The following is a 26,803-nucleotide window of genomic DNA, read 5'->3' as shown; positions in this document are numbered from 1 at the left end:
TCTCGACCGGGCGCTGAGTATTCGGGTGGACGAGGCAGCTAGGCTAGACATCCGTGAGCACCCCCACCTCCTCTTCTTCCGCTGAAACCAAGTCCGCCGCCGGTCAGAAGGCTGCCGCAGCCCCTGTCGTGGAACAGGACGTCCCGGAGCAGATGCGGATTCGCCGAGAGAAGCGGGAGCGTTTGCTGGCCGAGGGGCGCGAGGCCTACCCGGTCATCGTCGAGCGCACCCACGGCCTCGCCGAAATCCGGGCCGCCTACCCGGATTTGGCCCCGGACACCCAGACCGGCCTCGTCGCCGGCGTCGCGGGCCGGGTCATCTTCCTGCGCAACACCGGCAAGCTCTGCTTCGCCACCCTGCAGGAGGGCGACGGCACCAAGCTGCAGGCCATGATCAGCCTGAACGGCGTCGGCGCGGAGTCGCTGGCCGCCTGGAAGGCCGACGTCGACCTGGGCGATTTCGTGTTCGTGCACGGTGAGGTGATCTCCTCGCGCACCGGCGAATTGAGCGTGATGGCCGATGCGTGGGAGATGGCGGCCAAGTCGCTGCGCCCGCTGCCGGTGGCGCACAAGGAGATGAACGAGGAGTCCCGGGTGCGCCAGCGCTACGTGGACCTCATCGTGCGCCCGGAGGCCCGGGAGATGGCCCGCACCCGCGTCGCCGCGGTGCGTGCGCTGCGAGATGCCTTGGAGCGCAGGGGTTTCCTCGAGGTCGAGACCCCGATGCTGCAGACCATCCACGGCGGTGCGGCGGCCCGGCCCTTCGTCACCCACTCCAACGCGCTCGATCTGGAGCTGTTCCTGCGCATCGCGCCGGAGCTGTTCCTCAAGCGCTGCGTGGTCGGCGGTATCGAGAAGGTCTTCGAGATCAACCGGAACTTCCGCAACGAGGGCGCGGACTCCACGCATTCCCCGGAGTTCGCAATGCTGGAAACCTACGAGGCGTACGGCACCTACGACGATTCCGCGAAGATGATGCGTGAATTGATCCAGGAAGTCGCGCAGGCGGTCTACGGAACGCTGGTGGTCACGCTCGCCGATGGCACCGAATACGATCTGTCGGGCGAGTGGACGACCGTCGAGATGTACCCGTCGCTGTCCGAGTCGATCGGTGTCGAGGTCACGCCGGAAACGTCGGTGGCGGAATTGCTGGAGCTCGCCGATCGCGTAGGTCTGGAAATTCCGCAGGACAAGGGCTACGGTCACGGGAAACTGGTCGAGGAACTGTGGGAGCACGTGTACGGCGACAAGCTGTACGCGCCGACTTTCGTTCGCGACTTCCCGGTGGAGACCTCGCCGCTGACGCGTCAGCATCGGAGCAAGCCCGGGGTTACCGAGAAGTGGGACCTGTACGTGCGCGGCTTCGAACTCGCCACCGGATATTCCGAACTCGTGGATCCGGTCATCCAGCGGGAGCGCTTCGAAGATCAGGCGCGTTTGGCCGCCGCGGGCGATGACGAGGCCATGCGCCTGGACGAGGACTTCTTGGCCGCGATGGAGCACGGTATGCCGCCGACGACTGGAACCGGTATGGGAATCGACCGGTTGCTGATGGCCCTGACTGGCTTGGGAATCCGAGAAACGATACTCTTTCCAATTGTGCGTCCGGCTGCTCGTTGAGTTCGCTGGATTGCATTGTCGGTGCCCGTTCTGGGACTATCGAATTCAGCGGTATTCTGGCTCTGGGTAATCGGCCTAACTATGCGGGTCGCACGATTTCGAGAGGACGTTCATCTCATGGCAAAGAAGGTCACCGTTAGCCTGATCGACGATGTCGACGGTGAGTCCATCGCGGACGAGACCATCGAGTTCGCTATCGATGGCGTCTCGTACGAGATCGACCTGTCGACGGCGAATGCGGCCAAGCTGCGGGACGGTTTGGAAGTCTGGGTTTCCAACGCGCGTCGCGTGAGCGGCCGCCGCCGCACCAAGGTCGCGGCCGCCGCGGCCACGGGTCCGAAGAGCCGGGTCTCGATCGATCGCGAACAAAGCGCGGCGATTCGTGAATGGGCGCGCCGGAATGGACACAAGGTGTCGGCGCGCGGTCGTATCTCCGCGGACATCACGGAGGCTTACAACAAGGCCGCGTCGAAGAACTAGTTGTCTTTACGACTGCCGCTCGGGTGATTCGTGCGAGCCCGGGCGGCAGTGGTTTATTCATACGCTTTGCGTATAACTCGGTGGGGCGGGTTCTGCCCATATATCGGGTGCGATCTTGCTCGTGCCGAGGCGGCACGGCACCATTGAACCTGTGCGGACGATGTCACTGGCTGGATGTAGAGACGAGGTATCGGCGCAGTGACCGCATTCCACGGTTCATTCCTGCGGGTCAAGGATCAAGAGGGTCGTCAGCACGAGCTGATGCTGACCCCTGACCAGCCCCGCATCACGATCGGCCGCTCCCCGCAGGCCGATCTCTCGCTGTCCTGGGACGTGGAGGTCTCGCGCCTGCACGCCACCGCCGAATACCTGAGCGCGCACTGGACCATCGTGGACGACGGCCTCTCGCGCAACGGCACCTTCGTCAACGGCGTGCGCCTGGTCGGCCGGCATCGGCTGCAGCCCGGCGATGTGATCCGCATGGGCACCTCGCGCGTGACCTTCCACGATTTCTCCGGCGCCGCAGGCGATATCACCCAGACCTCCACCGGCGGCCTGCCCACGCTGCGCTCGCTCACCGAGACCCAGCGCTCGGTGCTGGTGGCCCTGTGCCGCCCGCTGCGCGGCAACGACGGCTTCGCCTCGCCCGCGTCCAATCAACAGATCGCCGCCGAGCTGTTCCTCAGCGTGGACGCCATCAAGACGCATCTGCGGGCGCTGTTCGCCAAGTTCGGCGTGGAGGATCTGCCGCAGAACGCCAAACGCGTGCGCCTGGCCAACCTGGCCCTGCAGAGCGGCATCATCTCCGAACGCGATTTGTGATGCGCGCCCGCGCGGCGTCCTGACGCGTGAGACGACCGCGGATGTTGCCGAGCGTCTCGGCGATGGAATGCGGGGTCCGTCCCGGTGTTGACTAGAAGTCGTTGAGCACCCGGTGTTTTCGCGGGTGACGGATTTTCAGTCAGGAGAAGGACATGTTCGGACTTCGGATCGCGGCCCTGGTGGCGGCCACTGCGTCGACGGGTCTGATCGCGGGACTCTTCTACGGGTATGTGATCTCGGTGATGCCGGCGCTGAACCGCGCCGACGACCGCACCCTCGTGGACGTCATGCAGAAGATCAACGTGGTCATCATCAATCCGTGGTTCATGATCGCGTTCATGGGCACCGTCGGCTTCTCGGTGGTCGCCGCGGCCCTGCATCTCGGCAAGGATGTGCGCACCACCCTGATCTGGATCGCGGTGGCGCTGGTGCTCAACGTGATCGCGTTCGGGGTGACCTCCGGACTGAACGTCCCGCTCAACGATCAGCTGGCCGCCGCGGGCGATGTGAACGCGATCCCGGATCTGGCAGCGGTGCGCGCCCAGTTCGAATCCGATTGGGTGCGTTGGAACACCGTGCGCGCGGTGCTGCACACGCTGGCCTTCCTGGTGCTGCTGGGCGCGCTGTTCGTGGCCGGTCTGCAGCACGGCCGCGCGGAGAGCGCGGCGCTGCCCGCCACCGCGGCCGGGGAGAGCGCGGCCCCGGCCTTTCCGCAGGTGCCCGGCGGCTTCTCGGCTCCGATCGCGGCCCCGCACGGGTCCGCGCCGCGGGGCTCGGCGCCCGGCTGGTCCTGACTCGATCCGGCGGCGGCCGGAACCCATCGTGCGGCGCGCTGCCGCGGTGGGTTCCGGCCGCCGCCGTCGTTCGGGGGGTGCACCGCACCGCTTCCATTCGGAAGAACAAGTTCTAGAAATTACCCGTCGGTAAGTCCCTCAGCGGACGCGAATTCCCATTAACTTGATGGAACGCGTTCTATTTTGGGAGGGACCATGCGTCGTGCGCCGCAGCGCCGAGCACCGGGAATGCCGATCCGCCGATCGCGGGGACCGGCGGCCCGCCGGGCACCCGGATCACTGCTGATCATGGCGGTACTGGCCATGTTGTGGACGGGGACGAGCGGCGTCGCGCACGCCGAGTACCGCGTCGACTTCAACTTCTTCGCCGGCATTCCGTACGAGCTGTCCAACCCCGGCGGCTCGCTGCCCGGTGCGAATGACTTCTCGTGCGTGCCCACCGCCGCGCACCCCAATCCGGTGGTGCTGCTGCACGGCACCGCGGGCGGGGCGCAGACCAACTGGGGCGCGTACGCGCCGCTGCTGGCCAACGAGGGCTACTGCGCGTACGCCCTGACCTACGGCAGCGCCGACGTCCCGTGGCCGCTCTCGGCCATGGGCGGGATGCGGCCCATCCCCGAAAGCGCCGCCCAGGTCTCGGCTTTCGTGGACCGCGTGCTCGCGGCCACCGGTGCGGCGAAGGTGGATTTCATCAGCCACTCCCAGGGCGGGATCGTCGGCCAGTACATGGTCAAGCGGCTCGGCGGGGCGGCCAAGGTCGACAAGTTCGTCTCCATCGCCGGACCCTGGGTCGGCGTCGGCGGTGACTCGATGGCGGTGATCCGCGAGACGGCGCTGCGCCTGGGCATCGACCTCGACACCGTGAACTTCCCCATGCCCGCCGTCCCGCAGCTGACGGCGGGGTCGGCCTTCCTGGCGGCCCTGAACGCCGACGGGATCTACGCGCCGGAGATCACGTATACCAATATCGCCACTGTTTACGACGAGATCGCGTTCCCGCACACCGCCGGCCTGATACCCGGCCCGAACGCGACGAACATCGTCGTCCAGGACGGCTGCGCGACCGATTTCTCCGACCACCTGGCGATCGCCGGCAGTTCGCGCGCGGCCGCCTACGTCCTGAACGCCCTGGACCCGGCCCACCCGCGCCCGGTCGAGTGCACGTTCATTCCACCCTTCACCGGGTAGAACCCCGGCGAAGTCCGCCGTCGCGGAGCGGGAGCAGAAAATTCAGCTGTGGGCGTAGCCGGGGCGGAAACGATTCCGGCTACAGCTCCGTTATGAGGGAATGAGTCGTACTGTCGCCTGTTCGCAATAGGGTGGACGGACGACGTGCGTGACCCCTGCCAACTAGAGTGGAGGCGGGGGATGCAACCCCAGGGCTTCATGGCAGGCTGGCGACCAGAAGGGCAGCACAGGGTCTGAAGCGCCGGATGCCGTAGCAAGCGGAGCAGGAAGTGAGGGAGCGATGTTCGAGAGGTTCACCGACCGCGCGCGGCGGGTCGTTGTCCTGGCCCAAGAAGAGGCCCGGATGCTCAACCACAACTACATCGGCACCGAGCACATCCTGCTTGGCCTGATCCACGAGGGTGAGGGCGTCGCAGCGAAGTCGCTGGAGTCGCTGGGCATTTCGCTGGAGGGTGTGCGGTCGCAGGTCGAGGAGATCATCGGGCAGGGCCAGCAGGCGCCGTCCGGTCACATCCCCTTCACCCCGCGTGCCAAGAAGGTTCTCGAGCTGTCGTTGCGCGAAGCGCTGCAGCTCGGCCACAACTACATCGGCACCGAGCACATCCTGCTCGGCCTGATCCGCGAGGGTGAGGGCGTCGCGGCGCAGGTGCTGGTCAAGCTCGGCGCGGACCTGAATCGGGTGCGCCAGCAGGTTATTCAGCTGCTCTCGGGCTACCAGGGCAAGGAGCCGGTCGAGGGTTCGGGTACGCGTGGCGAGGGTGCGGGCACTCCGTCCACCTCGCTGGTGCTCGACCAGTTCGGCCGCAACCTGACCCAGGCCGCCCTCGAGGGCAAGCTCGACCCGGTCATCGGCCGCTCGAAGGAAATCGAGCGCGTCATGCAGGTGTTGAGCCGCCGTACCAAGAACAACCCGGTACTGATCGGCGAGCCCGGTGTCGGTAAGACCGCCGTGGTCGAGGGCCTGGCACAGGCCATCGTCAACGGTGAGGTCCCGGAGACGCTGAAGGACAAGCAGCTGTACACCCTCGACCTGGGTTCCCTGGTCGCGGGCAGCCGCTACCGCGGTGATTTCGAGGAGCGCCTGAAGAAGGTGCTCAAGGAGATCAACACCCGCGGCGACATCATCCTGTTCATCGACGAGCTGCACACCCTGGTGGGTGCGGGCGCGGCCGAGGGCGCGATCGACGCGGCCTCGATCCTCAAGCCCAAGCTGGCGCGCGGTGAATTGCAGACCATCGGCGCGACCACCCTCGACGAGTACCGCAAGTACATCGAGAAGGACGCCGCGCTCGAGCGCCGGTTCCAGCCGGTGCAGGTCGGCGAGCCGACCGTCGAGCACACGATCAACATCCTCAAGGGCCTGCGCGACCGGTACGAGGCGCATCACCGCGTCTCGATCACCGACTCCGCGCTGGTGGCGGCGGCGACGCTGGCCGACCGGTACATCAACGACCGGTTCCTGCCGGACAAGGCGATCGACCTCATCGACGAGGCGGGCGCGCGCATGCGCATCCGCCGGATGACCGCACCGCCGGACCTGCGCGAGTTCGACGACAAGATCGCCGACGCGCGTCGCGAGAAGGAAAGCGCGATCGACGCGCAGGACTTCGAGAAGGCCGCGCGCCTGCGCGACAAGGAGAAGCAGCTCGTCGCCAAGCGTGCCGAGCGCGAAAAGCAGTGGCGCTCGGGCGATCTGGACGTCGTGGCCGAGGTCGACGACGAGCAGATCGCGGAGGTGCTGGCCAACTGGACCGGTATCCCGGTGTTCAAGCTCACCGAGGAGGAGACCACCCGTCTGCTCCGCATGGAGGACGAGCTGCACAAGCGGATCATCGGCCAGGAGGACGCGGTTCGCGCCGTCTCCAAGGCGATCCGCCGTACGCGTGCCGGTCTGAAGGACCCCAAGCGTCCCTCGGGCTCGTTCATCTTCGCCGGCCCGTCCGGTGTCGGTAAGACCGAGCTCTCCAAGGCGCTGGCGAACTTCCTGTTCGGCGACGACGACGCGCTCATCCAGATCGACATGGGCGAGTTCCACGACCGCTTCACCGCGTCGCGGCTCTTCGGTGCCCCTCCGGGCTACGTGGGCTACGAAGAGGGCGGCCAGCTCACCGAGAAGGTGCGCCGCAAGCCGTTCTCGGTCGTGCTGTTCGACGAGATCGAGAAGGCCCACCAGGAGATCTACAACACCCTGTTGCAGGTCCTCGAGGACGGCCGCCTGACCGACGGTCAGGGTCGCACGGTCGACTTCAAGAACACCGTGCTGATCTTCACCTCGAACCTCGGCACCTCGGACATCTCCAAGGCCGTGGGCCTGGGCTTCGCCCAGTCCAACGCCGAGGGCTCGAACTACGAGCGCATGAAGCTCAAGGTCAACGACGAGCTGAAGAAGCACTTCCGCCCCGAGTTCCTCAACCGCATCGACGACGTGATCGTGTTCCACCAGCTCACCCAGGATCAGATCATCCAGATGGTCGACCTGATGATCGCCCGCGTCGCCAAGCAGCTGAAGAACAAGGACATGGAGATCGAGCTGACCGAACAGGCCAAGAGCCTGCTCGCCAAGCGCGGCTTCGACCCGGTGCTCGGCGCGCGCCCGCTGCGTCGCACCATTCAGCGTGAGATCGAGGACCAGCTGTCGGAGAAGATCCTCTTCGGCGAGCTGGGCGCCGGTCAGATCGTGAAGGTCGACGTCGAGGGCTGGGACGGCGAAGGCCAGGGCGACAAGGCGAAGTTCACCTTCGCCGCCCGCGCCAAGCTGACCAAGAAGGATGCCCCGGAAGAGCCGGTGGCGGTCGCCGCCGCCGGTGACACCCCGGCGACCCCCGCGGCCTCCGGCGAGTAAGAGTTCCACCGAAAGCCCCGCTCACCTTCGGGTGAGCGGGGCTTTCGCGTGTGCGGGGATAGGCGCGTGTCGGCGGGCCCGCGCTCGGCGGCACGCAAGCGGTAGTACGAAGTCGGTTGCGCGGCGGCGGTCGGCGGCACGAGGTCGGCTGTGTGATCCGGGCGGCCGGCGTTCGCCCTGCCCGCCGTGGATCGGCACATCGGCGGCCAGCGGATTCACGCCGCCACGGCGGCAGCCCTGGCCGTTCGCGCACGGCGCTGAGGTTCGGGCGACCGTGTGCGGCTCCGGCTTCGTCCTGTCCCGGTGCAGTGCCCGGGACAGGTGGGCCTCGCGCGCGAGGTGTTCAGTGGAAGCGGGCGGCGATGGGGGCGAAGGCCGCGGCGAGGTCGCCGGGGACCAGGAGCTCGTCTATGCCGTACTTCTCGCGGCGGTGTTCCAGGAGTTCGGCGGCCGCGCCGGGGTCGGCGGGGAGCAGGGCGGCGGCGTCCACCTCGCGGAGGCCGGCGGCGGTGATCCCCATGTGGGTGGTCATGTAGTGGGGGAGTTGGTTTCCGACGCCGACCAGTTGGAGCGAGCAGGGGATCGCGCGGTCGGTGTGATCGCGCACGGTGGCGATCACCGCGGCCAGGTCGTCCTCGGTGGCGGTGGGCTGGACCGCGAGATGGATGCGGTCGGCGTGCGCGGCGGCGGTGGCGAGCATGCGCGGGCCGCTGGCGGCGATGATGATCGGCGGAGCGGGTTGGACTGTGGCGCGGACGGTTTCGATGGTCGCCAGCAGTTGGGCGCGGCGCTCGGCGGCCGAGCCCCAGGGCACGCCGAGCCCTTCGGCCTCACGGCTCGCGTCGGGGCGTCCGGTGCCCAGGCCCAGTTCGAAGCGGCCGTCCGAAAGCAGTTGCAGCGCCGAGGTTTCCCGCGCGGTGGCGACGGCCGTGCGCATGGGTACCGCCAAAACGTTGGGCCGCAGTCGAATTGCGCTGGTCACCGCCGCCGCTGCCGCCAGTGCGGGGAACGGCGAGGGTGTGTACAGGGTGTCGGGGAGCATGAGCGTGGCGTAGCCCTGCTGTTCGGCCTCCCGGACGGATCGCACCCATTCGGCGCCGGAACGGGGAGTCAGGACGATTCCGAAGTGCATGTTCATTTTTCGAGCATGCGCGCGTTCGCATCACCCGGAATCTGCGTGCGGGCGGTGTTCGGACTACGTCCGCGGGCGTACGCGAACGCGCGCGGAACCGTTCCGGAGCCGTGCGCCGGTTTCCGGCCGCCCGATGGGCACGCCCCCGGTGGGCCTCGCACCGGGGCGTCACTGCCAGCCCGGTCGCACCATGCCCGACTCGTAGGCGATCACGACCAGTTGGGTGCGGTCGCGCGCGCCGAGCTTCACCAGGATGCGGCTGACATGGGTGCGGGCGGTCGCGGGGCTCATGAACAGGCGGGCGGCGATCTCGGCGTTGGTGAGGCCCTCGGCGACCAGGGTCATGACCTCGCGTTCGCGGTCGGTGAGGACGGACAGGGCAGCGGCCGGCGCGGGTTTGGCGTGGGCGGCGAACTCGGCGACCAGGCGGCGGGTCACGCCGGGGGACAGCAGCGCGTCACCCTCGGCGACCACGCGCACGGCCTTCACGAGATCGGCCGGTTCGGTGTGTTTGACCAGGAACCCGGTGGCTCCCGCGCGCATGGCCTCGAAGACGTACTCGTCGAGTTCGAAGGTGGTCAGCACGATCACCCGCACCCCGGCCAGCTTCGGATCGGCGGCGATGGCGCGGGTCGCGGCCAGTCCGTCCAGCACCGGCATGCGAATGTCCATGAGCACCACGTCGGGCGTGAGCTCGCGGGCCCGGCGCACCGCCTGGTCGCCGTTCTCGGCCTCGCCCACGACCTCGATGTCGTCCTGTGCGTTCAGCAGCGCCGCGAAACCCGCGCGCACCAGCGCCTGATCATCGGCGATCACGACTCGAATACTCACGAAACCTCCGGGTGCGCATGCTTTTCGGTATCCGGGACGGGCCGGGCGGGCCGACGGCCGCAGGCGTGAGCGCCGGGGCCGCCGACCGGCGGCTGCCTCGAACCTACGCGCCCGCCGGTCCACGGCTCGTGTGCGCGGGATTCGCCGGGCACGGCTACGTCGCGGGTTCGGGCTGCGTCAGATGCGCGGGCAGCCGCGCCTCCACCCGGAATCCGCCGTCGGGTTTGGGCGCGGCCGCGAGCCGCCCGCCCAGCGCGTTGGCCCGCTCGGTCATCCCGCGAATGCCGTGCCCGCCCCCGCCGGTCTCGGTAGCGGCCCGCGCGGGCGGGGTGTTCTCGACGCACACGAACAGCCGGTCCGCCGAATAGCGAATGGTCACAAGCACACTCGCGCCGGGCGCGTGCCGCACCACATTGGTCAGCGCCTCCTGCACGATCCGCGCGGCGGCCACCTCCACCACGGTCGGCAGCCGCCGGACCGTCCCGGTCACGATGGTCCGCACCTGCACCCCGGCGGTGCGGGCGGGCCCGGTGAGCGCGTCGAGGTCACCGATGCCGACCGTGGGCGTGACCGGTGCGGAGACGGTGGCCGTGCCGCCGCGTATCGAGCGCAGCAGCGAATTCACTTCCCCGAGTGCGTCTTTGCTGGCCGTCTTGATCGCCGCCAGCGCCGTGGCCGCCTGCTCGGGCTTGCGGTCGAGCAATTCCAGCGCCACCGAGGACTGCACATTGATGAGCGAGAGACTGTGCGCGAGCACATCGTGCAGTTCGCGCGCGATGGCGAGCCGTTCCTCGCCGGCCCGCTGCTCCTGCTCGGCGAGTTCGCGCGCGCGTTCGGCTTCGGCGTTGCGCAATGCCTCGGCCTCCTGCTCCCGTCGTGCGCGCAGCGCGGCCCGGCGCTGCCGGATGCCCTCGGCGATCGCGACCAGCACGACGAGCCACGCCAGCAGCCCGAACTGCTGCCAGCTGTTGCTCGCGTAGCCCCGCCACCCGGGCGCCGGCCACACCATCACCAGGTATCCGGCGAGCACCAGCGGATAGGTGCGCCACCGTGATCCGCGGATGCCCGCGGTCAGGAACGCGACCACCAGCGACAGGAAGATCGGCCCGTACCCGTACCCGAGGAGCAGATACGCCGCCGCCGCGGCGATGGTCCCGTACAGCACGGGTTCGGGATACCGCCGCCGCACGAGCAGTAGCAGCGGCCCCGCCGCCAGCAGCGCGTACCCGAGCGGGTCCAGTTCGCGCAGCACGTCCTGGTGCGCGTTGGCCGCCGTCCCGCCACCGAGTTGGGCGATGGCTATGACCAGCGCGAGCAGCACATCCCCGCCCCGTACGCCCCCGCTCCGCAGACCCCACCGCGCCGCACCCATGGCTGAACGGTAGCGCCGTGCGAGCTTCCGCGACACCGTCTCGGCGGGAAATACGTCCGCGTACGTACGGGGTCGCGCCGGATGTGTCCGCGCTGGCGGTCCCCGGACGGGCGGCCGCCGGTGGAGTCGAGGCGGGTGTCGGCGAAGGTGCCGAACGCGTGCTCGAGCGCGCGGGCACAGGGACCGGGCCGGCCGGCGGCGGTGTCTCCGGCCGGACATACGTCGCGGTGCGTACATCGAATCGGGTTGTGTGGCGGATGTTTCCCGATCGCCCCGGGCGGACGCTGAAACCATGAACGAAGCGATCCTCGACACCGAGCGGTTGACCAAGAGCTACGGATCGCACCTGGCGGTGGACGCGGTCAGCATGCGGGTGCGGCGCGGTGAGATCTACGGGTTCCTCGGACCCAACGGCGCGGGCAAGACCACGACCCTGCGCATGCTGGTCGGCCTCATCCGTCCCTCCGGCGGCGCCGCCACGGTGCTCGGACAGCCCCCGGGCGCACCGGAAGCCCTGCGCCGCATGGGCGTTCTCATCGAGGGGCCCGGCTTCTACCCCTACCTGTCCGGGCGCGACAACCTGCGGGTGCTGGCCCGCTACCGCGGCACGGATCGCGCGGAGGTGGACCGCGTCCTCGATCGCGTGCGTCTGGGCGCGCGCGGTGACGACAAGTTCCGCTCCTACTCCCTCGGCATGAAGCAGCGCCTGGGCGTCGCGGCCGCCCTGCTCGGCGGTCCCGACCTGCTGATTCTCGACGAACCCACCAACGGCCTCGACCCCGCGGGCATGGCCGAGATGCGGGAGTTGATCACCGGTCTCGCGGCCGACGGGCACACCGTCGTGCTGTCCAGTCACCTGCTCGCCGAAGTGCAGGAGATCTGCGACCGCGTCGGCGTCATCTCCGGCGGCCGCCTGCTCACCGAAGCCACCGTGCGCGAGTTGCGCGGTACGGCATCGCTGTTCGTGCGCGCCGAACCCCTCGAGACGGCCTTCCCGGCGGTGCGCCGGGTGGCGGGCGATCGATCCGCGCTGCTCACCGCCACCGGCATCAAGGTCGACGCCGGTGTGGCAATGGCGCCCGCGGTGGCACGCGCGGTCATCGAGTCCGGCGCGGACCTGCTCGAGCTGCGCACCGACGAAAAGTCCCTGGAGGAAGTGTTTTTCGAGATGACGGAGACGACGACATGACGGATCGGGCAATGAATCCGGGCGATGCGACGGCGCCCGGCGCAGCCACGAATACGTGGCCGGCGCGAGGTACGGACCATCGGACGGCAGCCGAGGCGGACGCGGGGTCCCCGGCTGCCGGGCCGCCCGTCGTCCCGCCGCGCCCTCGGCCGGGATCCACCGCGCGCGACCTGGTGGCGAGCACGCGAGCCGAGCTGCTGCGCCTGCGTAAGTGGCCCGCGTTCTGGATCGTGCTCGGCACCTGGATCCTGCTGAATCTGACCTTCGCCTACCTGTTCAACTATCTGGCCTACACGAGTGGATCGGACAGCCGGATGTCGAACGGTCAGCCCCGCGAGGTGCTGCTGCGCCAGCTGCTGCCCGCCGCGGTGCCCGAGGTCTTCACCCAGGGCATGGCCATGTTCGGCGGGGCGCTCATGCTGGTGCTGGGCGCGCTGGCGATCGGCTCCGGGTACGGGTGGGGCAGCTGGAAAACCGTTCTGACCCAGGGGCCTTCGCGGGTGTCGGTGCTGGGTGGGGCGATCGTCGCCCTCGCGCTGACGGTGATCGTCCTGGTGCTGACCGCTTTCGTGGTCGACACGGGGGTGGCGGCACTGATCGCGGCGACCCGGGGTGAGTCCCTCGCGCTGCCGTCCGCGGGCCGGGCGCTGCTCGGAATAGCTTCGGGCACGGCCATTCTCGGCATGTGGACCGTGGCGGGTGCGCTGATCGGCGCGATCGCCCGGGGTCCGGCCCTCGCGGTCGGCCTCGGCCTGGTGTGGGTCCTGGTGGTGGAGAACCTCCTGCGCGGCGTGGCCGCGATCTTCGATCCGATCCGCCCCCTGACCGATCACCTCCCCGGCACCGCGGCGGGCTCGCTCGCCGGGTCCCTGCGCGTCGATTCCGGTCCGGCCACCCCCGGCGTACTGGACATCCTGAGCCGAGGGGAGTCCCTGGCGCTGCTCGCCCTGTACATCACGGCCTTCGCGGTCGGCACGACCTGGCTCATCCGCCGCCGCGACCTGGTCTGAGCGCCGAATCCGCTGTCGCCGGCCGGGTGGCTCCGGCCCGGCGATGTCTACGGCCCGAGTACGCCGTGGGCGACGCGGGTCAGCCCCGCGCTGATCCGCGCGGCGTCGAGCCCGTGTTCGCGCTGATACCGGAACACCTCGGCCGCCAGCGGCGCGAGCAGCGCGTCCACCAGGGAATCCACCTCGGCCACACCGGCTTCCACGAGCAGTGACCGCACGTGCACGCGCCAGAACTGATACGCCCCGGTGCGAAAGCGCGCGCCCCCGGTCTCCGCGCCCAGCACCAGATCGGCGTGCGCGTCCAGCAATTCGACCATCGCGGTGAAGAACGCGGCCAGCCGGTTGGCCGGGGGCGCGCCGGGTCCGAGCGGCGGCGCACCGCGCAGCAACTGCTCCTGGAGTTCGCGTTCGTGCTGATCCAGCAGCGCGACCGCGATCGACACCACGTCCGGGTACCGCCGGTAGAGGGTGCCGCGCCCGACCCCGGCGGCCTTGGCCACCTCGTCCATGGTGACGGTGCGCGGATCCTTGCTCGCGAAGAGTTCGGCTGCGGCGCTGAGGACTTTGGCCCGGTTGCGGGCCGCGTCGGCGCGTTCGGCCGGGGCGGTTCCGTCCGCGCCGTCGAGCAGTGGCAATCCGGCGGGGTCCATACGGCCACTGTAACCCGGTCCGGAATAAGTGGACAACATGTCCGGTTAGTGTCTATCGTTCGAGAATAAACGGACACAATGTCCACTTAGATCGGAGACCGTCATGCCGACCCTGCTGCACCTCGACGCCAGTGCCCGCCGCGCCTCGATCAGCCGCGAGCTGAGCGCCGCCTTCGCCGAGTCCTGGCGCGCCGCGCACCCGGCCGGCGATTACGACTACCGCGACCTTGCCGCCGACCCGATCCCCTTCATCGGGGAAGGCTGGACCGAACTCTGCGACCGGGTCCTCGCGCACGGCAGCACCGACCTGGATCACCTTGCGCACCTGGTGGATTCGCCGGCGCAGGCCGCCGCCTGGGCGGTGGTCGAGCCGCTGCTCGCCCAGGTGCGCGCGGCCGACGTGGTGCTCATCGGCGCCCCGATGTACAACTACTCGATCCCCGCCGCGCTCAAGGCGTGGCTGGACCAGATCACCTTCCCTCGAATGTCGCTGGCCCCCACACGTTTCGTGGTCGCCACCGCGCGCGGCGGCGCGTACTCCCCGGGTGCGCCCAAGGCCGCCTTCGACTATCAGGAGCGCTATCTGCGCGACTTCTTCGCCGGCCACTTCGCCGTCGAGGACACCGTCTTCGTCACCGCCGAATGGGCCAACGCCCGCCAGGACCCGCACCTGGCGCAGGCCCGTGGCAAGCACGACGCCTCCTACGCCGCGGCGCTCGACACCGCCCGGCGGCTCGGAAAGGAGTACTGACATGGCCTGGCTGGTCCTGATTTTCGCCGGCATCGTGGAGATCGCCTGGTCCCAGTCGATCAAACCGACACAGGGCTTCACCCGCCCGCTGGCCACCCTGGTCTGCTTCGTCCTGGCCGCGGTCGCGGTCTGGCTGCTGTCCTACAGCATGCGCACCCTGCCGGTCGGCACCGCGTACGCGGTCTTCACCGGCATCGGCGCGGTGGGGGCCATCGGTTTGGGCGTGGTGCTGCAGAAGGATCCGCTCTCGGCGGGCCGGGTGCTGGCGCTCGCGCTCATCATCGGCGGCATCGTGCTGGCCCGGGTGACCAACCCGGAGTGACGGCCGGGTTCGCCGACCCGCCTCGGGCACTGCGCGGGGACGGCGACGGCGACCGGTATCGTGCTCGCGCATGGACGCTGCGCCGATTCGGCCACCCGACCTCTCCGCGCGACCGTTCGCCCTGGTCGCCGAGCGCATCATGGCCGCCTCCCCGGATGAGCTCTACCTCATGTGCACCCGCCGATTGAGCCTGTGGTTCGCCGATCCGGGCTCGGTGCTGTCCCGCCCGGCGGTGAACGAGCCGTTCTTCTTCACCGCGGGCGGCGGCCACCCGCACTACGGCCGCTACCTGCGCCTGATCCCCGAACGCCTGGTGGAACTCACCTGGGTGACCGGCCCGGACGGCACCGAAGGCGCGGAAACCGTACTGACGGTGGAACTCTCACCGCACGGCGCGGGCACCGCCCTGCTGCTCACGCACGCCGGATTCCCGAACGCCGCGGCCCGGGACCGGCATCGGGAATCCTGGCCCGCCGTTCTGGAGCAGCTCGACCTGCGGACCGCCGCCGCGGTGTAACCCACCGCCCGGTCTCCTATATGGTTGCCGCCCCGCACTTTCGGCGACGGGGTAGTTTCGTCCCTATTCCTCGAGTGAAAGGACAGTGATGCCCACACGTACCGCGCGCACCGCTTGGACCGGCGGCCTGCAGGACGGCTCCGGTCAGGTCGAATTGGCGAGCTCCGGCGTCGGCAAGTACGACGTCTCGTTCCCCAAGCGCGCCGCCGACAATGCCGACGGCACCACCAGCCCGGAAGAGCTGATCGCCGCCGCGCATTCCTCGTGCTACGCCATGGCGCTGTCGGCGCAGATCGGCAATGCCGGTGGCACCCCGGAGAGCCTGGACGTCACCGCCGACGTCTCGCTGAGCCCGGATCCGGCCGGCGGCTTCCGCATCTCCAAGATCAAGCTGACGGTCGTCGGCCGCGCGTCGGGCATCGACGCCGCGGGCTTCGCCGAGGCCGCGGCCGCCGCCAAGGCCGGCTGCCCGGTCTCCAAGGCCCTCGCGGGCGTGGACACCATCGAGCTGGACGCCACGCTCGAGGCGTGATGCTCCCCGGCTGAACCGGATTCGGGCGACCCGCTCGCCCGGATCCGGCCCGGACAACGAAAAGGGCAGTGCCGGTTCCTACGGCACTGCCCATTTCTGTTGCGAGGGTGCGAACTACGCGGCGACCGCCGCGGGTTCGCGCACGCCGCGCGCGGCGAACTCGGTCAGCGCCGCGAAGGCCAGACCCAGTGCGGCCCACAGGGTCGCGGTCTCGGCCAGCGAGGCCACCCGGAACTGCCACAGCAGTGACGGCGGGAAGTCGGCCTTCACCTCGTCGACGCCCGGCAGCAGGATGTAGCCGATCGCGGTGACCAGCACGAATACCGCTGTCGCGCCGATCAGTCGAACGGTGTCGAGCTGACCGTTCAGCAGGCGGTAGGCGTACACGGCGAGCCCGACGGCCGCGAAGCCGAGCAGGACCACCGCCACCCACAGCCAGGTGCGGTCGTTGATGGTCTCCGGATCACCCACCGCGGGCGGGTTGGCCGGGTACTTGAAGAACGGCACGGCGACGATCGCCAGCCAGCCACCCGCGGCCAGACCGAGCGCCAGGCGCGGACCGGACAGGGTGGTGTGCCGGCGCGCCACGTTGGCCGCGCAGGCGAACAGGGCGCCGAAGGCCATCCCCGCCAGGCCGAGGGCCAGGAACTGCCCGGCCTTCTGGCCGGGCCGGCTGACTTCGGCTTCCTCTTCTTCCGCCGGAGCGCCCGCGGCGGCGGGTTCGGCGGCCTCGCCGTGGGTGTGACCGCCGCCGGCGGCCTCTTCGATGGCGATGGCCGCGTCGATCTTGGGCTCACCGACGAAGTAGCCGACGGTGGCCGCCAGCAGTCCGGCGATCAGCCCGGCCAGCAGGCCGCGGATCAACAGGGTCTTGAGCGAACCGGTCAGGGCGCCCACCGCGGTGCGCGGCTCGGTTGCTTCGCTCAGTGGCACGGGACACCCAGCAGGTGCCGTCCGTCATGCATGAGCTCGTGCATGTACATGCCGGTGCGGGAGACCGCACCCTGGTCGAAGCCGACCAGGTACAGCGTGAGCAGCGCAAACAGAACGACGGCGGCGGAGATCAACAGCGCCTTCAGCGCGTCGCCCGATGCCTCGCTGGGAGAGTGAATGGTGGCCATTCGAATCCTCCTAAGGGAATTCGCGTCCCTGTCGAGATGGGTGCGACGATGCCGGTGTCTGGCTTTCCCGGCATCTCCCCGAAGGATTCGATGCTTGGATACAGTGGCGCGACCGCGCCGGATTCACACCGGCTTACGCGTCACCGTCGCATACTTCACCTCGAACTGTGACATCCCCGCTGGCCACTCGTCAACACGGGCTGATCAGGCGTTCTTGCCCTGAACGTCGAGGACGACCTCGAATTCCAGCAGCGAGGCCCCGGTGGAAACGGGCTTGCGCTGTTCGCTGCCCGCGTGTGCGGAGCGGGCCGGGCCGTCCCGCCAGGCTTCGAAGGAACTCTCCGAATCCCACTGGGTGACAACGAAATAGCGCTGGTCCCCGGCGACCGGGCGCAGCAGCTGGAAGCCCAGGAAACCGGGCGAGTTCTCCACCGCGTGCGCGCGGGCGGCGAACCGCTTCTCCAGTTCGGGGCCCGCGCCCTCCGGAACTTCGATTGCATTGATCTTGACGACAGCCATATGTCCGAATCTACGCCGCCCGCACCGTGAGACGACACACCCGTGAATGCTTCGCGCGCCCTACATTGGTGGCGTGTCGCATGACGAAGATCCCGCCGTGAGCGCCCTGCACGACGAAGGCGGCAGCGGTGTGCCGCTGCTGCTGTTGCACGGGCTCATGGGCAGCGCCCGCACCTGGCGTAGTCAGCTCGGCTGGTTGCGTGAGTTCGGCCACGTCTACACCTTCGACGCCGCCGGCCACGGCCGCCCGGCCCCGGCCGAGCTGACCACCGAGGCGTTCGTGGCCGATCTGGCCGCGGCCACCGCGCACATCACCGAACCCATGGTGGTGATCGGGCATTCGATGGGCGCGCTGCACGGCTGGGTCTTCGCCGCCGCGCATCCGGACCGGGTGCGCGCGCTCGTCGTGGAGGACATCGCCCCCGACTTCCAGGGCCGCACCGCCGCGGACTGGGCGGCCATGGTTCATGCCTGGCCGCAGCCCTTCCCGGACGAGGCCGCGATGCTGGAGTTCTTCGGCCCGGTCGCGGGCCGCTACTTCCTCGACTCCTTCCGCCGCGAGCCCGACGGCTACCACCTGCACGGCGAGGTCGACACCTTCCGGGACATCTCCGAGGAGTGGGGCACCCGCGACTTCTGGACCCAGTGGAAGTCGATCACCGTCCCGGCCCTGCTGCTCGAGGGCGAGTTCACGATCACCCCGCCGGGGCAGATGACCGAGATGGCCGCGGTGCATCCCGATGCCCGGCACGTGGTCATCGCCGGTGCCGGGCACCTGGTGCACGACGATCAGCCGGCTGTCTACCGCGCCGAGGTCGAGCTGTTCCTGCGCCGGGTGCTGAGTTCGCCGTAGACCTCGGCGCTCGCCCGTCCCGGTCCGCTGTCGCCCGACTGGGAGTACGCTGACCTGCGAATTCGATGCGGTACACCGCCCGGCACGGCGGTCCCCGGCTTTTGTGAAGGCGGGTGCCTTCAGTCTTGTGCCGCCGCCGTCGTATGCTCGGCGAGCAGCCGACCCGGAATGAATGGTGACCAACGATGATCGACTTCACGATTCCCGCCGACCTCGCCGCCGAACGCGATCGAGTGCGGCAATTCGTCATCGACAAGATCGTCCCGTACGAGCGGGATCCGCGACTGACCCAGCACGGCCCGACCGACGAGCTCCGGCAGGAACTGGTCGAGCTGGCTCGCGCCGAGAAGCTGCTCACCGTGCAGGCCCCCGTCGAACTGGGCGGACGCGGCCTCAGCCACATCGAGCAGGCTGTGCTGTACGAGGCGGCGGGCTGGTCCACCCTGGGCCCGGTCGCCATGAACTGCGCCGCCCCCGACGAGGGCAACATGTTCATGCTCTCCAAGATCGCGAACCCGGAACAGGTCGAACGCTTCCTGCAGCCGGTCATCGACGGTCACCAGCGCTCGGTCTTCGCCATGACCGAACCGAACGGCGCGGGCTCGGACCCGAACCAGCTCGCCACCGAGGCCGTCTTCGACGGCGAGAACTTCACGATCAACGGCCGCAAGTGGCTGATCACGGGCGCGGACGGCGCGAAGACCTGGATCATCATGGCGCGCCTGGCCGACAACGCGCACCTGCCCGCGGGCCCGACCCTGTTCATCTGCGAGGGCGACACCCCGGGCATCGTCATCGAACGCATCATGAACACGATGGACCGCAACTACGTCGGCGGGCACGCGGTCGTCAACTTCGAGAACCTCGTGCTGCCGCGCGAAGCCGTGCTCGGCGAGACCGGCCAGGCCCTGCGCTACGCCCAGCTGCGCCTGGCCCCCGCGCGGCTCACGCACTGCATGCGCTGGCTGGGTGCGGCCGAGCGGGCGCAGGCCATCGCCATCGATTACGCCAAGACCCGCACCGCCTTCGGCAAGACCATCGGCGAGCACCAGGGCGTGTCGTTCATGTTGGCGGACAACGAGATCGCGCTGCACCAGTGCCGCCTCACCATCTGGCACGCCTGCTGGCTGATGGATCAGGGCGACAAGGCCCGGCACGAGAGCTCGATCGCCAAGTCGTACGTCTCGGAGGAGCTGTTCAAGGTCACCGACCGCTGCGTGCAGGTGCTCGGCGGCATCGGCATCAGCGATGAGACCGTGGTGGAGATGATCTTCCGCGACATGCGCGCCTTCCGGCTCTACGACGGGCCCACCGAGGTGCACAAGTACGCCATCGGCCGCCAGATCCTGCGCTGACGCCGCCGCGCCCGCTCGGGCGCGGTCCCGATGATCGAGAATCACACCCCCGCCCGCCGGCCGCGGCCGAACCGGGGCGGGGGGAGTGGTTCCGGGCAGCCGAACCAGGTAGGTGCATTAGCATTCCCCGCATGAGCTCGGAACTGCATGTGGATGTGTCCGGCGGAGTCGCGGTGCTCACGCTCAACCGGCCCGCTCAGCAGAATGCGCTCACACCCGCCATGGCGGCCGAACTCGGTGCGGCGCTGCGGCGCTGCGACACCGAGGACGCGATCGGCGCGGTCGTCATCACCGGCACCGCCCCCGCCTTCTGCGCGGGCGCGGACCTTTCCCTCAAGACCGGCGAGGTCAACGGCCTCATCGATCCCGCGCCCTTCCGTATTCGCAAACCGGTCATCGCGGCGGTGAACGGGCACGCGGTAGGCATCGGCCTGGAGATCGCGCTGCAGTGCGATCTGCGGTATTTCGCGCGGGACGCGGTCTACGGCCTCAATCAGGTGCGCCGCGGCGCGATCGCGGGCGGCTACGCGCACTGGACCCTGCCCCGCCTGGTCGGCAGCTCGGTGGCCGCCGATCTGCTGCTCACCGGCCGCACCTTCGACGGGGAAGAGGCCCAGGTCCTCGGCATCGCCAACTCGTGCCTGCCCGCCACCGAGGTGCTGCCCACCGCGCTCTCGGTCGCGCACGACATCACGCACGGCTCCGCGCCGCTGCCGGTGGCGCTGTCCAAGCGACTGCTGTGGGAGGCGCCCGCGATGTCCCCGGAGACGGTGGGCCGCTTGGAGACCGAGCTCAACGACTACGTCGCCAAGAGCGCCGACGGCGGCGAGGGCGTGGCCGCGCTCAAGGACAGGCGCTCACCGAAGTGGACGGGCAGTGTGAGCGGGGAATGGCCGGCCTGGGACGCGGTCACCGGCGGAGCGGATCGCCCCGGCCTGGACTGAATCCCGGGCGCTCAGCCCCGGCCGCTGATCGCCATCATGAAGAACAGAATGCCGAAGCAGATCATGAAGATGGTGCCGAGGATCCCGAGCAGCAGGCCCACGCGCACCTGAACGCCGCCGCCGATCGCACCGCCCGAGGCCTCGATGTCGTTCATCGCACGGCGGCCCATGGCCCACGCCACCGGCCCCAGCGCTCCGCAACAGAACACGCTGAGCACCCCGAGTAACAGCACCGTCGTGGCATATTCGTGCTCGATCGGTGAGCCGATGGGCTGATGATGGATGGCCACCGCCCGATTTTACGGTCGAATCCGCCCGCGCGACAGGCAGACGCGCGGTGTTCCCTTGCGGCACTTGATTCCACGGCCGTGCCGAGGCCGCCGGACCCGGGGCGGCCCGGGTGCGAACGCACGAACTCCCCGGCGCCGAGGCGGTCCGGGGAGTTCGTGGAAATACTTGGTGCACAGCGGTTTTCACCGCTGCCGCCGGTGCCCGCTCGGGTCCGGCGGACCGGCGATCAGGACCGGCGCTGGCGCGCGATGTCGGCGAGAATGACACCCGCCGCCACCGAGGCGTTGAGCGACTCGACCGGACCCGCCATGGGAATGCTCAGGATCGCGTCGCAGTTCTCGCGCACGAGGCGGGACAGGCCCTTGCCCTCCGAGCCGACCACGATGACCGTCGGTGCGGTGCCGTCGAACTCGTCCAGGGTGGTGTCGCCGCCGGCGTCCAGGCCGACGATCTGGTACCCCTTGCTTGCCCAATCCTTCAGTGTCCGAGTCAGATTGGTGGCCTGCGCGACGGGCAGCCGGGCCGCCGCGCCCGCGCTGGTGCGCCACGCGACCGCGGTGACGCTGGCGCTGCGGCGCTGCGGGATCACCACGCCCTGACCACCGAACGCGGCCACCGAGCGAATCACCGCGCCCAGGTTGCGCGGGTCGGTGATGTTGTCCAGCGCGACCAGCAGGGCCGGTTCGCCCGAGGCGCGCACCTTCTCGACGAGGTCGTCCGGGTGCGCGTAGCGATACGGCGGCACCTGCAGGGCCAGGCCCTGGTGCATGCCGTTGTGGCTCATCTTGTCGAGATCGGTGCGCGGCAGTTCGAGAATGCTGATGCCGGTGTCCGCCGCGATCTTCACCGCCTCGGTCAGCCGCTCGTCGTTCTCGGTGCCGACCGCGACGTACAGCGCGGTGGCGGGCACCCCGGCCCGCAGGCACTCGACCACGGGATTGCGGCCCAGGACCAGCTCGGGGCCCGCGTTGTCCTTGCGGCCCGCGATCGGGCGGCTCGCGTTGCGCGCCCGGGTGTTCGCGGTGGCGTTCTGCGCCTTGGCCGCGGCCCTGGCCCGCTTGGCCGCGGGATGCTTGGTGCGCTCGGCGGCGGGCGGCGTGGCGCCCCTGCCCTCGAGGCCGTGGCTGCGCTTGCCGCCGGAGCCGACGACCTGCCCCTTCTTGCTGCCGCTCTTGCGCACCGCACCGCGTCGCGCCGAATTGCCTGCCATTACTTCGCCTTCCGTATCACGCGGGAAACCCGCATCGGCCGGTCACGGGAGAACCCGCTCTCGGTCGATCATGCGGGAAACCTGCATCCGGTCGGCGCAGCAAACGGCTGCGCCCTGTTCTTCTGGTGCGCCACTGCCTCGTGGCGCGGGGTGCGGCGCGGCGGGAACCGCGCCGGGTGTCGCCTCGAACGAGTTCGAGACCGGTACTGCCGGGAGACCCCGGCCGAATCAACGATCCGCTTTGGTCAGCGCCCATTCGGCACCGCGGGCAGTGTCGGTGACCTCCACGCCCGCCGCCTTGAGCCGATCGCGGACGGCGTCCGCCGCGCCCCAGTCCTTGTCGGCCCGGGCCTGCTGCCGCCGTTCGAGTTCCGCGCCGATGAGCACGTCCAGGGCCGCCAGCGCCGACGAGGAGTCGGCGGGGGCCACCCAGTGGGCGTCGAGCGGATCCACGCCGAGAATGCCGAGCATGGCCCGGACCTGTCCGGCGAGGGTGCGGGCGGTGTCCAGGTCGCCGGCGTCCACGGCCTTGTTGCCCTCGTTCACCACACCGTGAATCTCGGCCAGGGCCTTGGGGACGTTGAGGTCGTCGTTGAGCGCGTCGGCGAAGCCCGGGGTCCAGTCGCCGATCGGCGCGTCCCCGGCCCGCTCGACCACCCGATGGATGAACGCCTCGATCCGGCGGTAGGAGGCCGCCGATTCGGTGAGCGCGTGATCGGAGTACTCGAGCATGGAGCGGTAGTTGGCGCTGCCGAGGTAGTAGCGCAGCTCGACCGGCCGCACGTCCAGGCGGGCGAGCACGTTCGGGATGGACAGCACGTTGCCCAGCGACTTGGACATCTTCTCGCCGCTCATGGTCACCCAGCCGTTGTGCAGCCAGTAGCGGGCGAACCCGTCCCCGGCCGCGCGCGACTGCGCGATCTCGTTCTCATGATGCGGGAAGACCAGATCCATTCCGCCGCAATGGATATCGAATTCCGGTCCGAGGTAGAACTCGGCCATCGCGGAGCATTCGAGGTGCCAGCCCGGGCGTCCCGGGCCCCACGGTGACGGCCAGCTCGGCTCGCCCGGCTTGGCGGCCTTCCACAGCGTGAAGTCGCGCTGGTCCTTCTTGCCCTGGCCCGCGCTCTCGCCCTGGTGCACGTCGTCGAGCCGGTGCCCGGACAGCTTGCCGTACTCGGGGAAGCTCACGACGTCGAAGTAGACGTTGCCCTCGGACGGGTACGCGTGCCCGCGCTCGATGAGCCGTTCCATCATGTCGACCATCTGGGTGATGTGCCCGGTCGCGCGCGGCTCCGCCGACGGCGGCAGCACCCCGAGGGTCTCGTAGGCGCGATCGAAGGCGCGCTCGTGCGTGGCGGCCCATTCCCACCACGGCCGCCCGGCCTCGGCGGCCTTGTGCAGGATCTTGTCGTCGATATCGGTGACATTGCGGATGAAGGCGACGTCGAAACCGTTGGCGGACAACCAGCGTCGCAGCACGTCGAAGGCGACGCCGCTGCGCACATGGCCGATGTGGGGTTCGCCCTGAACGGTCGCGCCGCACAGGTACACCGAGGCGTGGCCGGGGACCAGCGGAGTGAATTCACGCAGGGTCCGCGTCTCGGTGTCGAACAGGCGCAGAGTCACGACAAGGCATCCTAGCTGTTGGGATATGGCGGAAGACGGGCGGATGCGGCTTCGGGCGGCCGCGTGCGATTTCTGAGGCGGGACAGCGGGTCGGGTCAGTCCCGACAACACAGCAGGGCGTTGGCGATGGCCGCCACGCCCTCGCCGCGGCCGGTGAGTCCCAGGCCGTCGGTGGTGGTGCCGGACACCGATACCGGCGCACCCAGAATTTCCCCGAGTACCTGTTGCGCCTCGGCGCGTCGCGGGCCCATCTTCGGCTTGTTCCCGATTACTTGTACAGCGGCATTGACAATCGTCAAGCCCGCTTCATCCAGCAGCCGCCGGACCTCTTTGAGCATGGCCGCACCGGAGACGCCCGCCCATTCGGGCCGGCCGGTGCCGAAGACCGCGCCGACATCGCCGAGCCCGGCCGCGGACAGCAGCGCGTCGCAGAGCGCGTGCGCGGCCACGTCACCGTCGGAATGCCCAGCACAACCGCTGTCGCCGTCGAAAAGCAGACCGGCCATCCAGCAGGGACGGCCGGGTTCGATCGGGTGCACATCGCTGCCGACGCCGACCCGCAGAGAGGTGGGATCGAAGCTCATGGCGCCGGCACCGCCTCTCTGGATTCGTTCGGACCTGGCTCGCGTTGCGCCACCAGTGTATTGGCCAGCACAAGGTCCAGGGGAGTGGTGATTTTGAAGGCCATGGCCGCGCCCGGCACCGTATGCACGACCGCGCCGAGTAATTCGACCAGTCCCGCGTCGTCGGTCGCCTGCACGCCGGTGGCGTGGGCGGCGCGCAACAATTCCGCGTCGAATCCCTGCGGCGTCTGAATCGCGCGCAGGGCCGAACGGTCGGGCGTGCCGGTGACCGCGCCCGCGGCGTCCACGGACTTGATGGTGTCGGTGACCGGCAGTGCCGGAACCACCGCGACCGAACCCGAGCGCAACTGTTCGACCACGCGCGACACGAGGTCGGGCGGGGTGAGGGCGCGGGCGGCGTCGTGCACGAGCACGTGCGTGGCAGCGGGTGTGGCGTCCAGGCCGGCGCGGACCGAATCCGTGCGTTCGGCACCGCCGGGGACCACCCGCACGGGGATGGGACTGACCGGCAGCAGGGCGCGAGTCTCGTCGAGGAGGTCGGCGGGCACGATCACCACGACCTCGTCGACGGACTCGGATGCGAGCAGGCCATCTATTGCCAGGCGGAGCATGGGAATGCCGCCGACCGGGACGAATGCCTTCGGCCTCGATTCACCGAGGCGTACGCCCTGACCGGCGGCAGGCACCAGCGCGACAACACGGCTCGCGCCGCGTGATGCGTTCACTATCAGGAAGCCGCTGCGAGAACCTCGTCGAGCAGGGTCTCGGCACGGACATCGTCAGTGCCCTCCGCGAGCGCGAGCTCGCCGACGAGAATCTGGCGGGCCTTGGCCAGCATGCGCTTCTCACCGGCGGACAAGCCGCGGTCCTGCTCCCGGCGCCACAGATCGCGAACGACCTCGGCCACCTTGTTCACATCGCCGGAGGCGAGCTTCTCGAGGTTGGCCTTATAGCGGCGAGACCAGTTGGTGGGCTCTTCGGTGTGCGGTGCACGCAGTACCTGAAAGACCTTGTCGAGGCCTTCCTGGCCGACGACGTCGCGGACGCCGACATACTCTGCGTTCTCTGCGGGAACCCGAACGGTCAGGTCGCCTTGCGCGACCTTCAGGACCAGATACTCCTTTTGTACACCCTTGATGGTGCGAGTTTCGATAGCTTCGATCAGCGCCGCTCCGTGGTGGGGGTAAACGACGGTGTCTCCGACCTTAAAAATCATCTGTCCCGTGCCCCTTTCGATGTTCACAGTTTAACATGCGACTCGGTAACGGCGCGATCAACGGCGCAGGTCAGGGCCACAACGAGCCAGCGGCGGGGGTTGACAGAACAGGAATCGTGTGCATCTCGTTGTGGCATAACGGGATAGCGCGCGGCGATGTTCGCAGGCATATGCGGGGGCCCTCTCGGCATACGCGGCGGGCACCCTCGCATAAACGACACTGCCCCCGCGCGAGGCGTCCGATCGCACGCATTACTCTCATTGACTACTACTCTGCATAGTGGAGTGAGCCCGGTCGACATGGAGGACAACCCGTGACTGCCCTGAAAGCCACCACCTTGTCTAAGGCGCGTGCCGTGACAGTTGCTGCACTCGCCGCGGGCGCGGCGCTAGTGCTGACGGGTTGCGGCGCCGGACAGGTGTCGCAGACCGCGGACCAGGTCGCGGCCGTCAACGGCAACGCGGCCGAGGTCGGCAAGATCGCGCTGCGCGACGTGCGCTTCCTGCTCCCGCAGAGCGAGGAGTACCAGAACGCCAAGGGCGGCAAGGCCGTTCTCGCGTTCAGCGCCGCCAACCTCGGCGAATACGAGCCCGACGAGCTCGTCAGCATCACCACCGACATCGGCCAGGTGAAGGTCAACGGCAAGGCCGAGATCAAGCCGCAGGCCACCCTGGTCGCGGACCTGCCGAACAAGTCCGCGGCCAAGGCGGACGACCACGGCGCCGGCGGGCACGACGACTCGCACGCCGCCCCGGCCACCACCGCCGCGGAGAAGACGGCCGACCCGGACGCCGATCCGCTGCTCATCGAGGTCACCGGCCTGACCAAGGACGTCACCCCCGGCCTGACCTACCAGATCACCATGAACTTCAAGCGGAACGGCACCGTCGCGATCAACGTGCCGGTCGACGCCGGCCCGGACCTCGCCCGGCCCGAGCCCGTCAAGCAGGAGGGCGAGAAGAAGTCCGGCGGCCACTGAGCCCCGGCCGCACGCCTCGAACCGCGCCCCGCTCCGATTCCGGAGCGGGG

General features: G+C 69.2%; 29 protein-coding genes. 16 read left to right on the top strand and 13 right to left on the bottom strand.

What is annotated here, in order from left to right; translation table 11 throughout:
• Positions 1–152 precede the first annotated feature (152 nt).
• The 6 genes from lysS to ABZ319_RS21530 all read left to right on the top strand — a co-directional run bounded on the left by lysS (position 153) and on the right by ABZ319_RS21530 (position 7,745).
• A complete protein-coding gene (gene lysS, locus ABZ319_RS21555) occupies positions 153–1,619 on the top strand; it encodes a lysine--tRNA ligase (protein WP_354988268.1) in 1,467 nt (488 codons plus the stop codon).
• A 117-nt stretch (positions 1,620–1,736) separates the two neighbouring features.
• Entirely contained in the window at positions 1,737–2,099 is a 363-nt protein-coding gene (locus ABZ319_RS21550; protein WP_354988234.1) for an Lsr2 family protein, read from the top strand.
• A 261-nt stretch (positions 2,100–2,360) separates the two neighbouring features.
• A complete protein-coding gene (locus ABZ319_RS21545; protein ID WP_354988267.1) occupies positions 2,361–2,921 on the top strand; it encodes an FHA domain-containing protein in 561 nt (186 codons plus the stop codon).
• Between the two features lie 152 nt (positions 2,922–3,073).
• Positions 3,074–3,715, top strand: coding sequence for an anthrone oxygenase family protein (locus ABZ319_RS21540; RefSeq protein WP_354988233.1), 642 nt, complete (start codon positions 3,074–3,076; stop codon positions 3,713–3,715).
• A 288-nt stretch (positions 3,716–4,003) separates the two neighbouring features.
• Complete coding sequence (locus tag ABZ319_RS21535; RefSeq protein ID WP_354988232.1) at positions 4,004–4,903, top strand: alpha/beta fold hydrolase; 900 nt, start codon at positions 4,004–4,006, stop codon at positions 4,901–4,903.
• A 280-nt stretch (positions 4,904–5,183) separates the two neighbouring features.
• Positions 5,184–7,745 carry an ATP-dependent Clp protease ATP-binding subunit gene (locus ABZ319_RS21530; RefSeq protein ID WP_354988231.1) on the top strand — a complete coding sequence of 854 codons (2,562 nt, stop codon included), beginning with the start codon at positions 5,184–5,186 and terminating at the stop codon, positions 7,743–7,745.
• Between the two features lie 343 nt (positions 7,746–8,088).
• Here ABZ319_RS21530 and ABZ319_RS21525 read toward each other — a convergent pair whose 3' ends face one another.
• The 3 genes from ABZ319_RS21525 to ABZ319_RS21515 form a co-directional block, all read right to left on the bottom strand.
• A complete protein-coding gene (locus ABZ319_RS21525) occupies positions 8,089–8,883 on the bottom strand; it encodes an LLM class flavin-dependent oxidoreductase (RefSeq protein WP_354988230.1) in 795 nt (264 codons plus the stop codon).
• Between the two features lie 162 nt (positions 8,884–9,045).
• On the bottom strand, positions 9,046–9,708 hold the full coding sequence (locus ABZ319_RS21520; protein ID WP_354988229.1) for a response regulator transcription factor: 663 nt from the start codon (positions 9,706–9,708) through the stop codon (positions 9,046–9,048).
• A gap of 154 nt (positions 9,709–9,862) precedes the next feature.
• On the bottom strand, positions 9,863–11,080 hold the full coding sequence (locus tag ABZ319_RS21515; RefSeq protein WP_354988228.1) for a histidine kinase: 1,218 nt from the start codon (positions 11,078–11,080) through the stop codon (positions 9,863–9,865).
• A gap of 292 nt (positions 11,081–11,372) precedes the next feature.
• On the opposite strand from ABZ319_RS21515, the gene ABZ319_RS21510 reads away from it, so the two are divergent.
• Together ABZ319_RS21510 and ABZ319_RS21505 are read left to right on the top strand one after the other, a co-directional pair.
• Complete coding sequence (locus ABZ319_RS21510) at positions 11,373–12,269, top strand: ABC transporter ATP-binding protein (protein WP_354988227.1); 897 nt, start codon at positions 11,373–11,375, stop codon at positions 12,267–12,269.
• 173 nt (positions 12,270–12,442) lie between these two features.
• On the top strand, positions 12,443–13,279 hold the full coding sequence (locus ABZ319_RS21505; RefSeq protein WP_354988226.1) for an ABC transporter permease subunit: 837 nt from the start codon (positions 12,443–12,445) through the stop codon (positions 13,277–13,279).
• 47 nt (positions 13,280–13,326) lie between these two features.
• Here ABZ319_RS21505 and ABZ319_RS21500 read toward each other — a convergent pair whose 3' ends face one another.
• Positions 13,327–13,929 carry a helix-turn-helix domain-containing protein gene (locus ABZ319_RS21500; RefSeq protein ID WP_354988225.1) on the bottom strand — a complete coding sequence of 201 codons (603 nt, stop codon included), beginning with the start codon at positions 13,927–13,929 and terminating at the stop codon, positions 13,327–13,329.
• Positions 13,930–14,032: 103 nt separating this feature from the next.
• On the opposite strand from ABZ319_RS21500, the gene ABZ319_RS21495 reads away from it, so the two are divergent.
• The 4 genes from ABZ319_RS21495 to ABZ319_RS21480 all read left to right on the top strand — a co-directional run bounded on the left by ABZ319_RS21495 (position 14,033) and on the right by ABZ319_RS21480 (position 16,051).
• Entirely contained in the window at positions 14,033–14,680 is a 648-nt protein-coding gene (locus ABZ319_RS21495) for an NAD(P)H-dependent oxidoreductase (RefSeq protein ID WP_354988224.1), read from the top strand.
• Position 14,681: 1 nt separating this feature from the next.
• Positions 14,682–15,002: a multidrug efflux SMR transporter gene (locus ABZ319_RS21490; protein WP_354988223.1), complete on the top strand. Its 321-nt coding sequence runs from the start codon at positions 14,682–14,684 to the stop codon at positions 15,000–15,002.
• A gap of 70 nt (positions 15,003–15,072) precedes the next feature.
• The gene (locus tag ABZ319_RS21485; protein ID WP_354988222.1) at positions 15,073–15,519 is read left to right on the top strand and encodes an SRPBCC domain-containing protein; all 447 of its coding nucleotides are present in this window, start codon (positions 15,073–15,075) and stop codon (positions 15,517–15,519) included.
• Between the two features lie 88 nt (positions 15,520–15,607).
• A complete protein-coding gene (locus tag ABZ319_RS21480; RefSeq protein WP_354988221.1) occupies positions 15,608–16,051 on the top strand; it encodes an OsmC family peroxiredoxin in 444 nt (147 codons plus the stop codon).
• A gap of 114 nt (positions 16,052–16,165) precedes the next feature.
• Here the strand turns inward: ABZ319_RS21480 and ABZ319_RS21475 are convergent, their stop codons facing one another.
• The 3 genes from ABZ319_RS21475 to ABZ319_RS21465 form a co-directional block, all read right to left on the bottom strand.
• Positions 16,166–16,978 carry a CbtA family protein gene (locus tag ABZ319_RS21475; RefSeq protein ID WP_354988266.1) on the bottom strand — a complete coding sequence of 271 codons (813 nt, stop codon included), beginning with the start codon at positions 16,976–16,978 and terminating at the stop codon, positions 16,166–16,168.
• Positions 16,975–17,172: a CbtB domain-containing protein gene (locus ABZ319_RS21470; protein WP_354988220.1), complete on the bottom strand. Its 198-nt coding sequence runs from the start codon at positions 17,170–17,172 to the stop codon at positions 16,975–16,977. The genes ABZ319_RS21475 and ABZ319_RS21470 overlap by 4 nt, the downstream gene beginning before the upstream one ends.
• A gap of 204 nt (positions 17,173–17,376) precedes the next feature.
• Positions 17,377–17,691 (bottom strand): antibiotic biosynthesis monooxygenase, encoded by a 315-nt coding sequence (locus ABZ319_RS21465; protein ID WP_354988219.1) that lies wholly within the window; start codon positions 17,689–17,691, stop codon positions 17,377–17,379.
• A gap of 73 nt (positions 17,692–17,764) precedes the next feature.
• Between ABZ319_RS21465 and ABZ319_RS21460 the strand changes: the two genes are divergently transcribed.
• The 3 genes from ABZ319_RS21460 (at position 17,765) to ABZ319_RS21450 (ending at position 20,843) form a co-directional block, all read left to right on the top strand.
• The gene (locus ABZ319_RS21460; RefSeq protein ID WP_354988218.1) at positions 17,765–18,544 is read left to right on the top strand and encodes an alpha/beta hydrolase; all 780 of its coding nucleotides are present in this window, start codon (positions 17,765–17,767) and stop codon (positions 18,542–18,544) included.
• 185 nt (positions 18,545–18,729) lie between these two features.
• Positions 18,730–19,899, top strand: a complete 1,170-nt coding sequence (locus ABZ319_RS21455) for an acyl-CoA dehydrogenase family protein (RefSeq protein WP_354988217.1) — start codon at positions 18,730–18,732, stop codon at positions 19,897–19,899.
• 131 nt (positions 19,900–20,030) lie between these two features.
• Entirely contained in the window at positions 20,031–20,843 is an 813-nt protein-coding gene (locus ABZ319_RS21450) for an enoyl-CoA hydratase/isomerase family protein (RefSeq protein WP_354988216.1), read from the top strand.
• Between the two features lie 11 nt (positions 20,844–20,854).
• Here ABZ319_RS21450 and ABZ319_RS21445 read toward each other — a convergent pair whose 3' ends face one another.
• From ABZ319_RS21445 to carD, 6 genes are all read right to left on the bottom strand, one after another.
• Positions 20,855–21,133, bottom strand: coding sequence for a DUF4190 domain-containing protein (locus ABZ319_RS21445; RefSeq protein WP_354988215.1), 279 nt, complete (start codon positions 21,131–21,133; stop codon positions 20,855–20,857).
• Positions 21,134–21,360: 227 nt separating this feature from the next.
• On the bottom strand, positions 21,361–22,344 hold the full coding sequence (gene rlmB / locus ABZ319_RS21440; protein WP_354988214.1) for a 23S rRNA (guanosine(2251)-2'-O)-methyltransferase RlmB: 984 nt from the start codon (positions 22,342–22,344) through the stop codon (positions 21,361–21,363).
• 228 nt (positions 22,345–22,572) lie between these two features.
• On the bottom strand, positions 22,573–23,973 hold the full coding sequence (gene cysS / locus ABZ319_RS21435; protein ID WP_354988213.1) for a cysteine--tRNA ligase: 1,401 nt from the start codon (positions 23,971–23,973) through the stop codon (positions 22,573–22,575).
• Between the two features lie 95 nt (positions 23,974–24,068).
• Positions 24,069–24,536, bottom strand: a complete 468-nt coding sequence (gene ispF / locus ABZ319_RS21430) for a 2-C-methyl-D-erythritol 2,4-cyclodiphosphate synthase (protein WP_354988265.1) — start codon at positions 24,534–24,536, stop codon at positions 24,069–24,071.
• 17 nt (positions 24,537–24,553) lie between these two features.
• Positions 24,554–25,282 carry a 2-C-methyl-D-erythritol 4-phosphate cytidylyltransferase gene (ispD, locus tag ABZ319_RS21425; RefSeq protein WP_354988212.1) on the bottom strand — a complete coding sequence of 243 codons (729 nt, stop codon included), beginning with the start codon at positions 25,280–25,282 and terminating at the stop codon, positions 24,554–24,556.
• Between the two features lie 2 nt (positions 25,283–25,284).
• Positions 25,285–25,773: an RNA polymerase-binding transcription factor CarD gene (carD, locus tag ABZ319_RS21420; RefSeq protein WP_067569016.1), complete on the bottom strand. Its 489-nt coding sequence runs from the start codon at positions 25,771–25,773 to the stop codon at positions 25,285–25,287.
• Between the two features lie 356 nt (positions 25,774–26,129).
• Here carD and ABZ319_RS21415 point away from each other — a divergent pair, with 356 nt between their 5' ends.
• Entirely contained in the window at positions 26,130–26,753 is a 624-nt protein-coding gene (locus ABZ319_RS21415) for a hypothetical protein (protein WP_354988211.1), read from the top strand.
• The last annotated feature ends 50 nt before the right edge of the window (positions 26,754–26,803 follow it).

The organism is Nocardia sp. NPDC005978, from assembly GCF_040614455.1.
In the GTDB taxonomy this organism is placed as follows: Bacteria; Actinomycetota; Actinomycetes; order Mycobacteriales; family Mycobacteriaceae; genus Nocardia.
This window is presented reverse-complemented; position numbering and strand designations above follow the sequence as displayed.

Coding starts and splice junctions, on each gene's coding strand:
- lysS (WP_354988268.1), top strand. CDS start 153: ATGCGGATTCGCCGAGAGAAGCGGGAGCGTTTGCTGGCCGAGGGGCGC.
- ABZ319_RS21550 (WP_354988234.1), top strand. CDS start 1,737: ATGGCAAAGAAGGTCACCGTTAGCCTGATCGACGATGTCGACGGTGAG.
- ABZ319_RS21545 (WP_354988267.1), top strand. CDS start 2,361: ATGCTGACCCCTGACCAGCCCCGCATCACGATCGGCCGCTCCCCGCAG.
- ABZ319_RS21540 (WP_354988233.1), top strand. CDS start 3,074: ATGTTCGGACTTCGGATCGCGGCCCTGGTGGCGGCCACTGCGTCGACG.
- ABZ319_RS21535 (WP_354988232.1), top strand. CDS start 4,004: ATGGCGGTACTGGCCATGTTGTGGACGGGGACGAGCGGCGTCGCGCAC.
- ABZ319_RS21530 (WP_354988231.1), top strand. CDS start 5,184: ATGTTCGAGAGGTTCACCGACCGCGCGCGGCGGGTCGTTGTCCTGGCC.
- ABZ319_RS21525 (WP_354988230.1), bottom strand. CDS start 8,883: ATGAACATGCACTTCGGAATCGTCCTGACTCCCCGTTCCGGCGCCGAA.
- ABZ319_RS21515 (WP_354988228.1), bottom strand. CDS start 11,080: ATGGGTGCGGCGCGGTGGGGTCTGCGGAGCGGGGGCGTACGGGGCGGG.
- ABZ319_RS21510 (WP_354988227.1), top strand. CDS start 11,373: ATGAACGAAGCGATCCTCGACACCGAGCGGTTGACCAAGAGCTACGGA.
- ABZ319_RS21500 (WP_354988225.1), bottom strand. CDS start 13,929: ATGGACCCCGCCGGATTGCCACTGCTCGACGGCGCGGACGGAACCGCC.
- ABZ319_RS21495 (WP_354988224.1), top strand. CDS start 14,033: ATGCCGACCCTGCTGCACCTCGACGCCAGTGCCCGCCGCGCCTCGATC.
- ABZ319_RS21490 (WP_354988223.1), top strand. CDS start 14,682: ATGGCCTGGCTGGTCCTGATTTTCGCCGGCATCGTGGAGATCGCCTGG.
- ABZ319_RS21485 (WP_354988222.1), top strand. CDS start 15,073: ATGGACGCTGCGCCGATTCGGCCACCCGACCTCTCCGCGCGACCGTTC.
- ABZ319_RS21480 (WP_354988221.1), top strand. CDS start 15,608: ATGCCCACACGTACCGCGCGCACCGCTTGGACCGGCGGCCTGCAGGAC.
- ABZ319_RS21470 (WP_354988220.1), bottom strand. CDS start 17,172: ATGGCCACCATTCACTCTCCCAGCGAGGCATCGGGCGACGCGCTGAAG.
- ABZ319_RS21465 (WP_354988219.1), bottom strand. CDS start 17,691: ATGGCTGTCGTCAAGATCAATGCAATCGAAGTTCCGGAGGGCGCGGGC.
- ABZ319_RS21455 (WP_354988217.1), top strand. CDS start 18,730: ATGATCGACTTCACGATTCCCGCCGACCTCGCCGCCGAACGCGATCGA.
- ABZ319_RS21450 (WP_354988216.1), top strand. CDS start 20,031: ATGAGCTCGGAACTGCATGTGGATGTGTCCGGCGGAGTCGCGGTGCTC.
- rlmB (WP_354988214.1), bottom strand. CDS start 22,344: ATGGCAGGCAATTCGGCGCGACGCGGTGCGGTGCGCAAGAGCGGCAGC.
- carD (WP_067569016.1), bottom strand. CDS start 25,773: ATGATTTTTAAGGTCGGAGACACCGTCGTTTACCCCCACCACGGAGCG.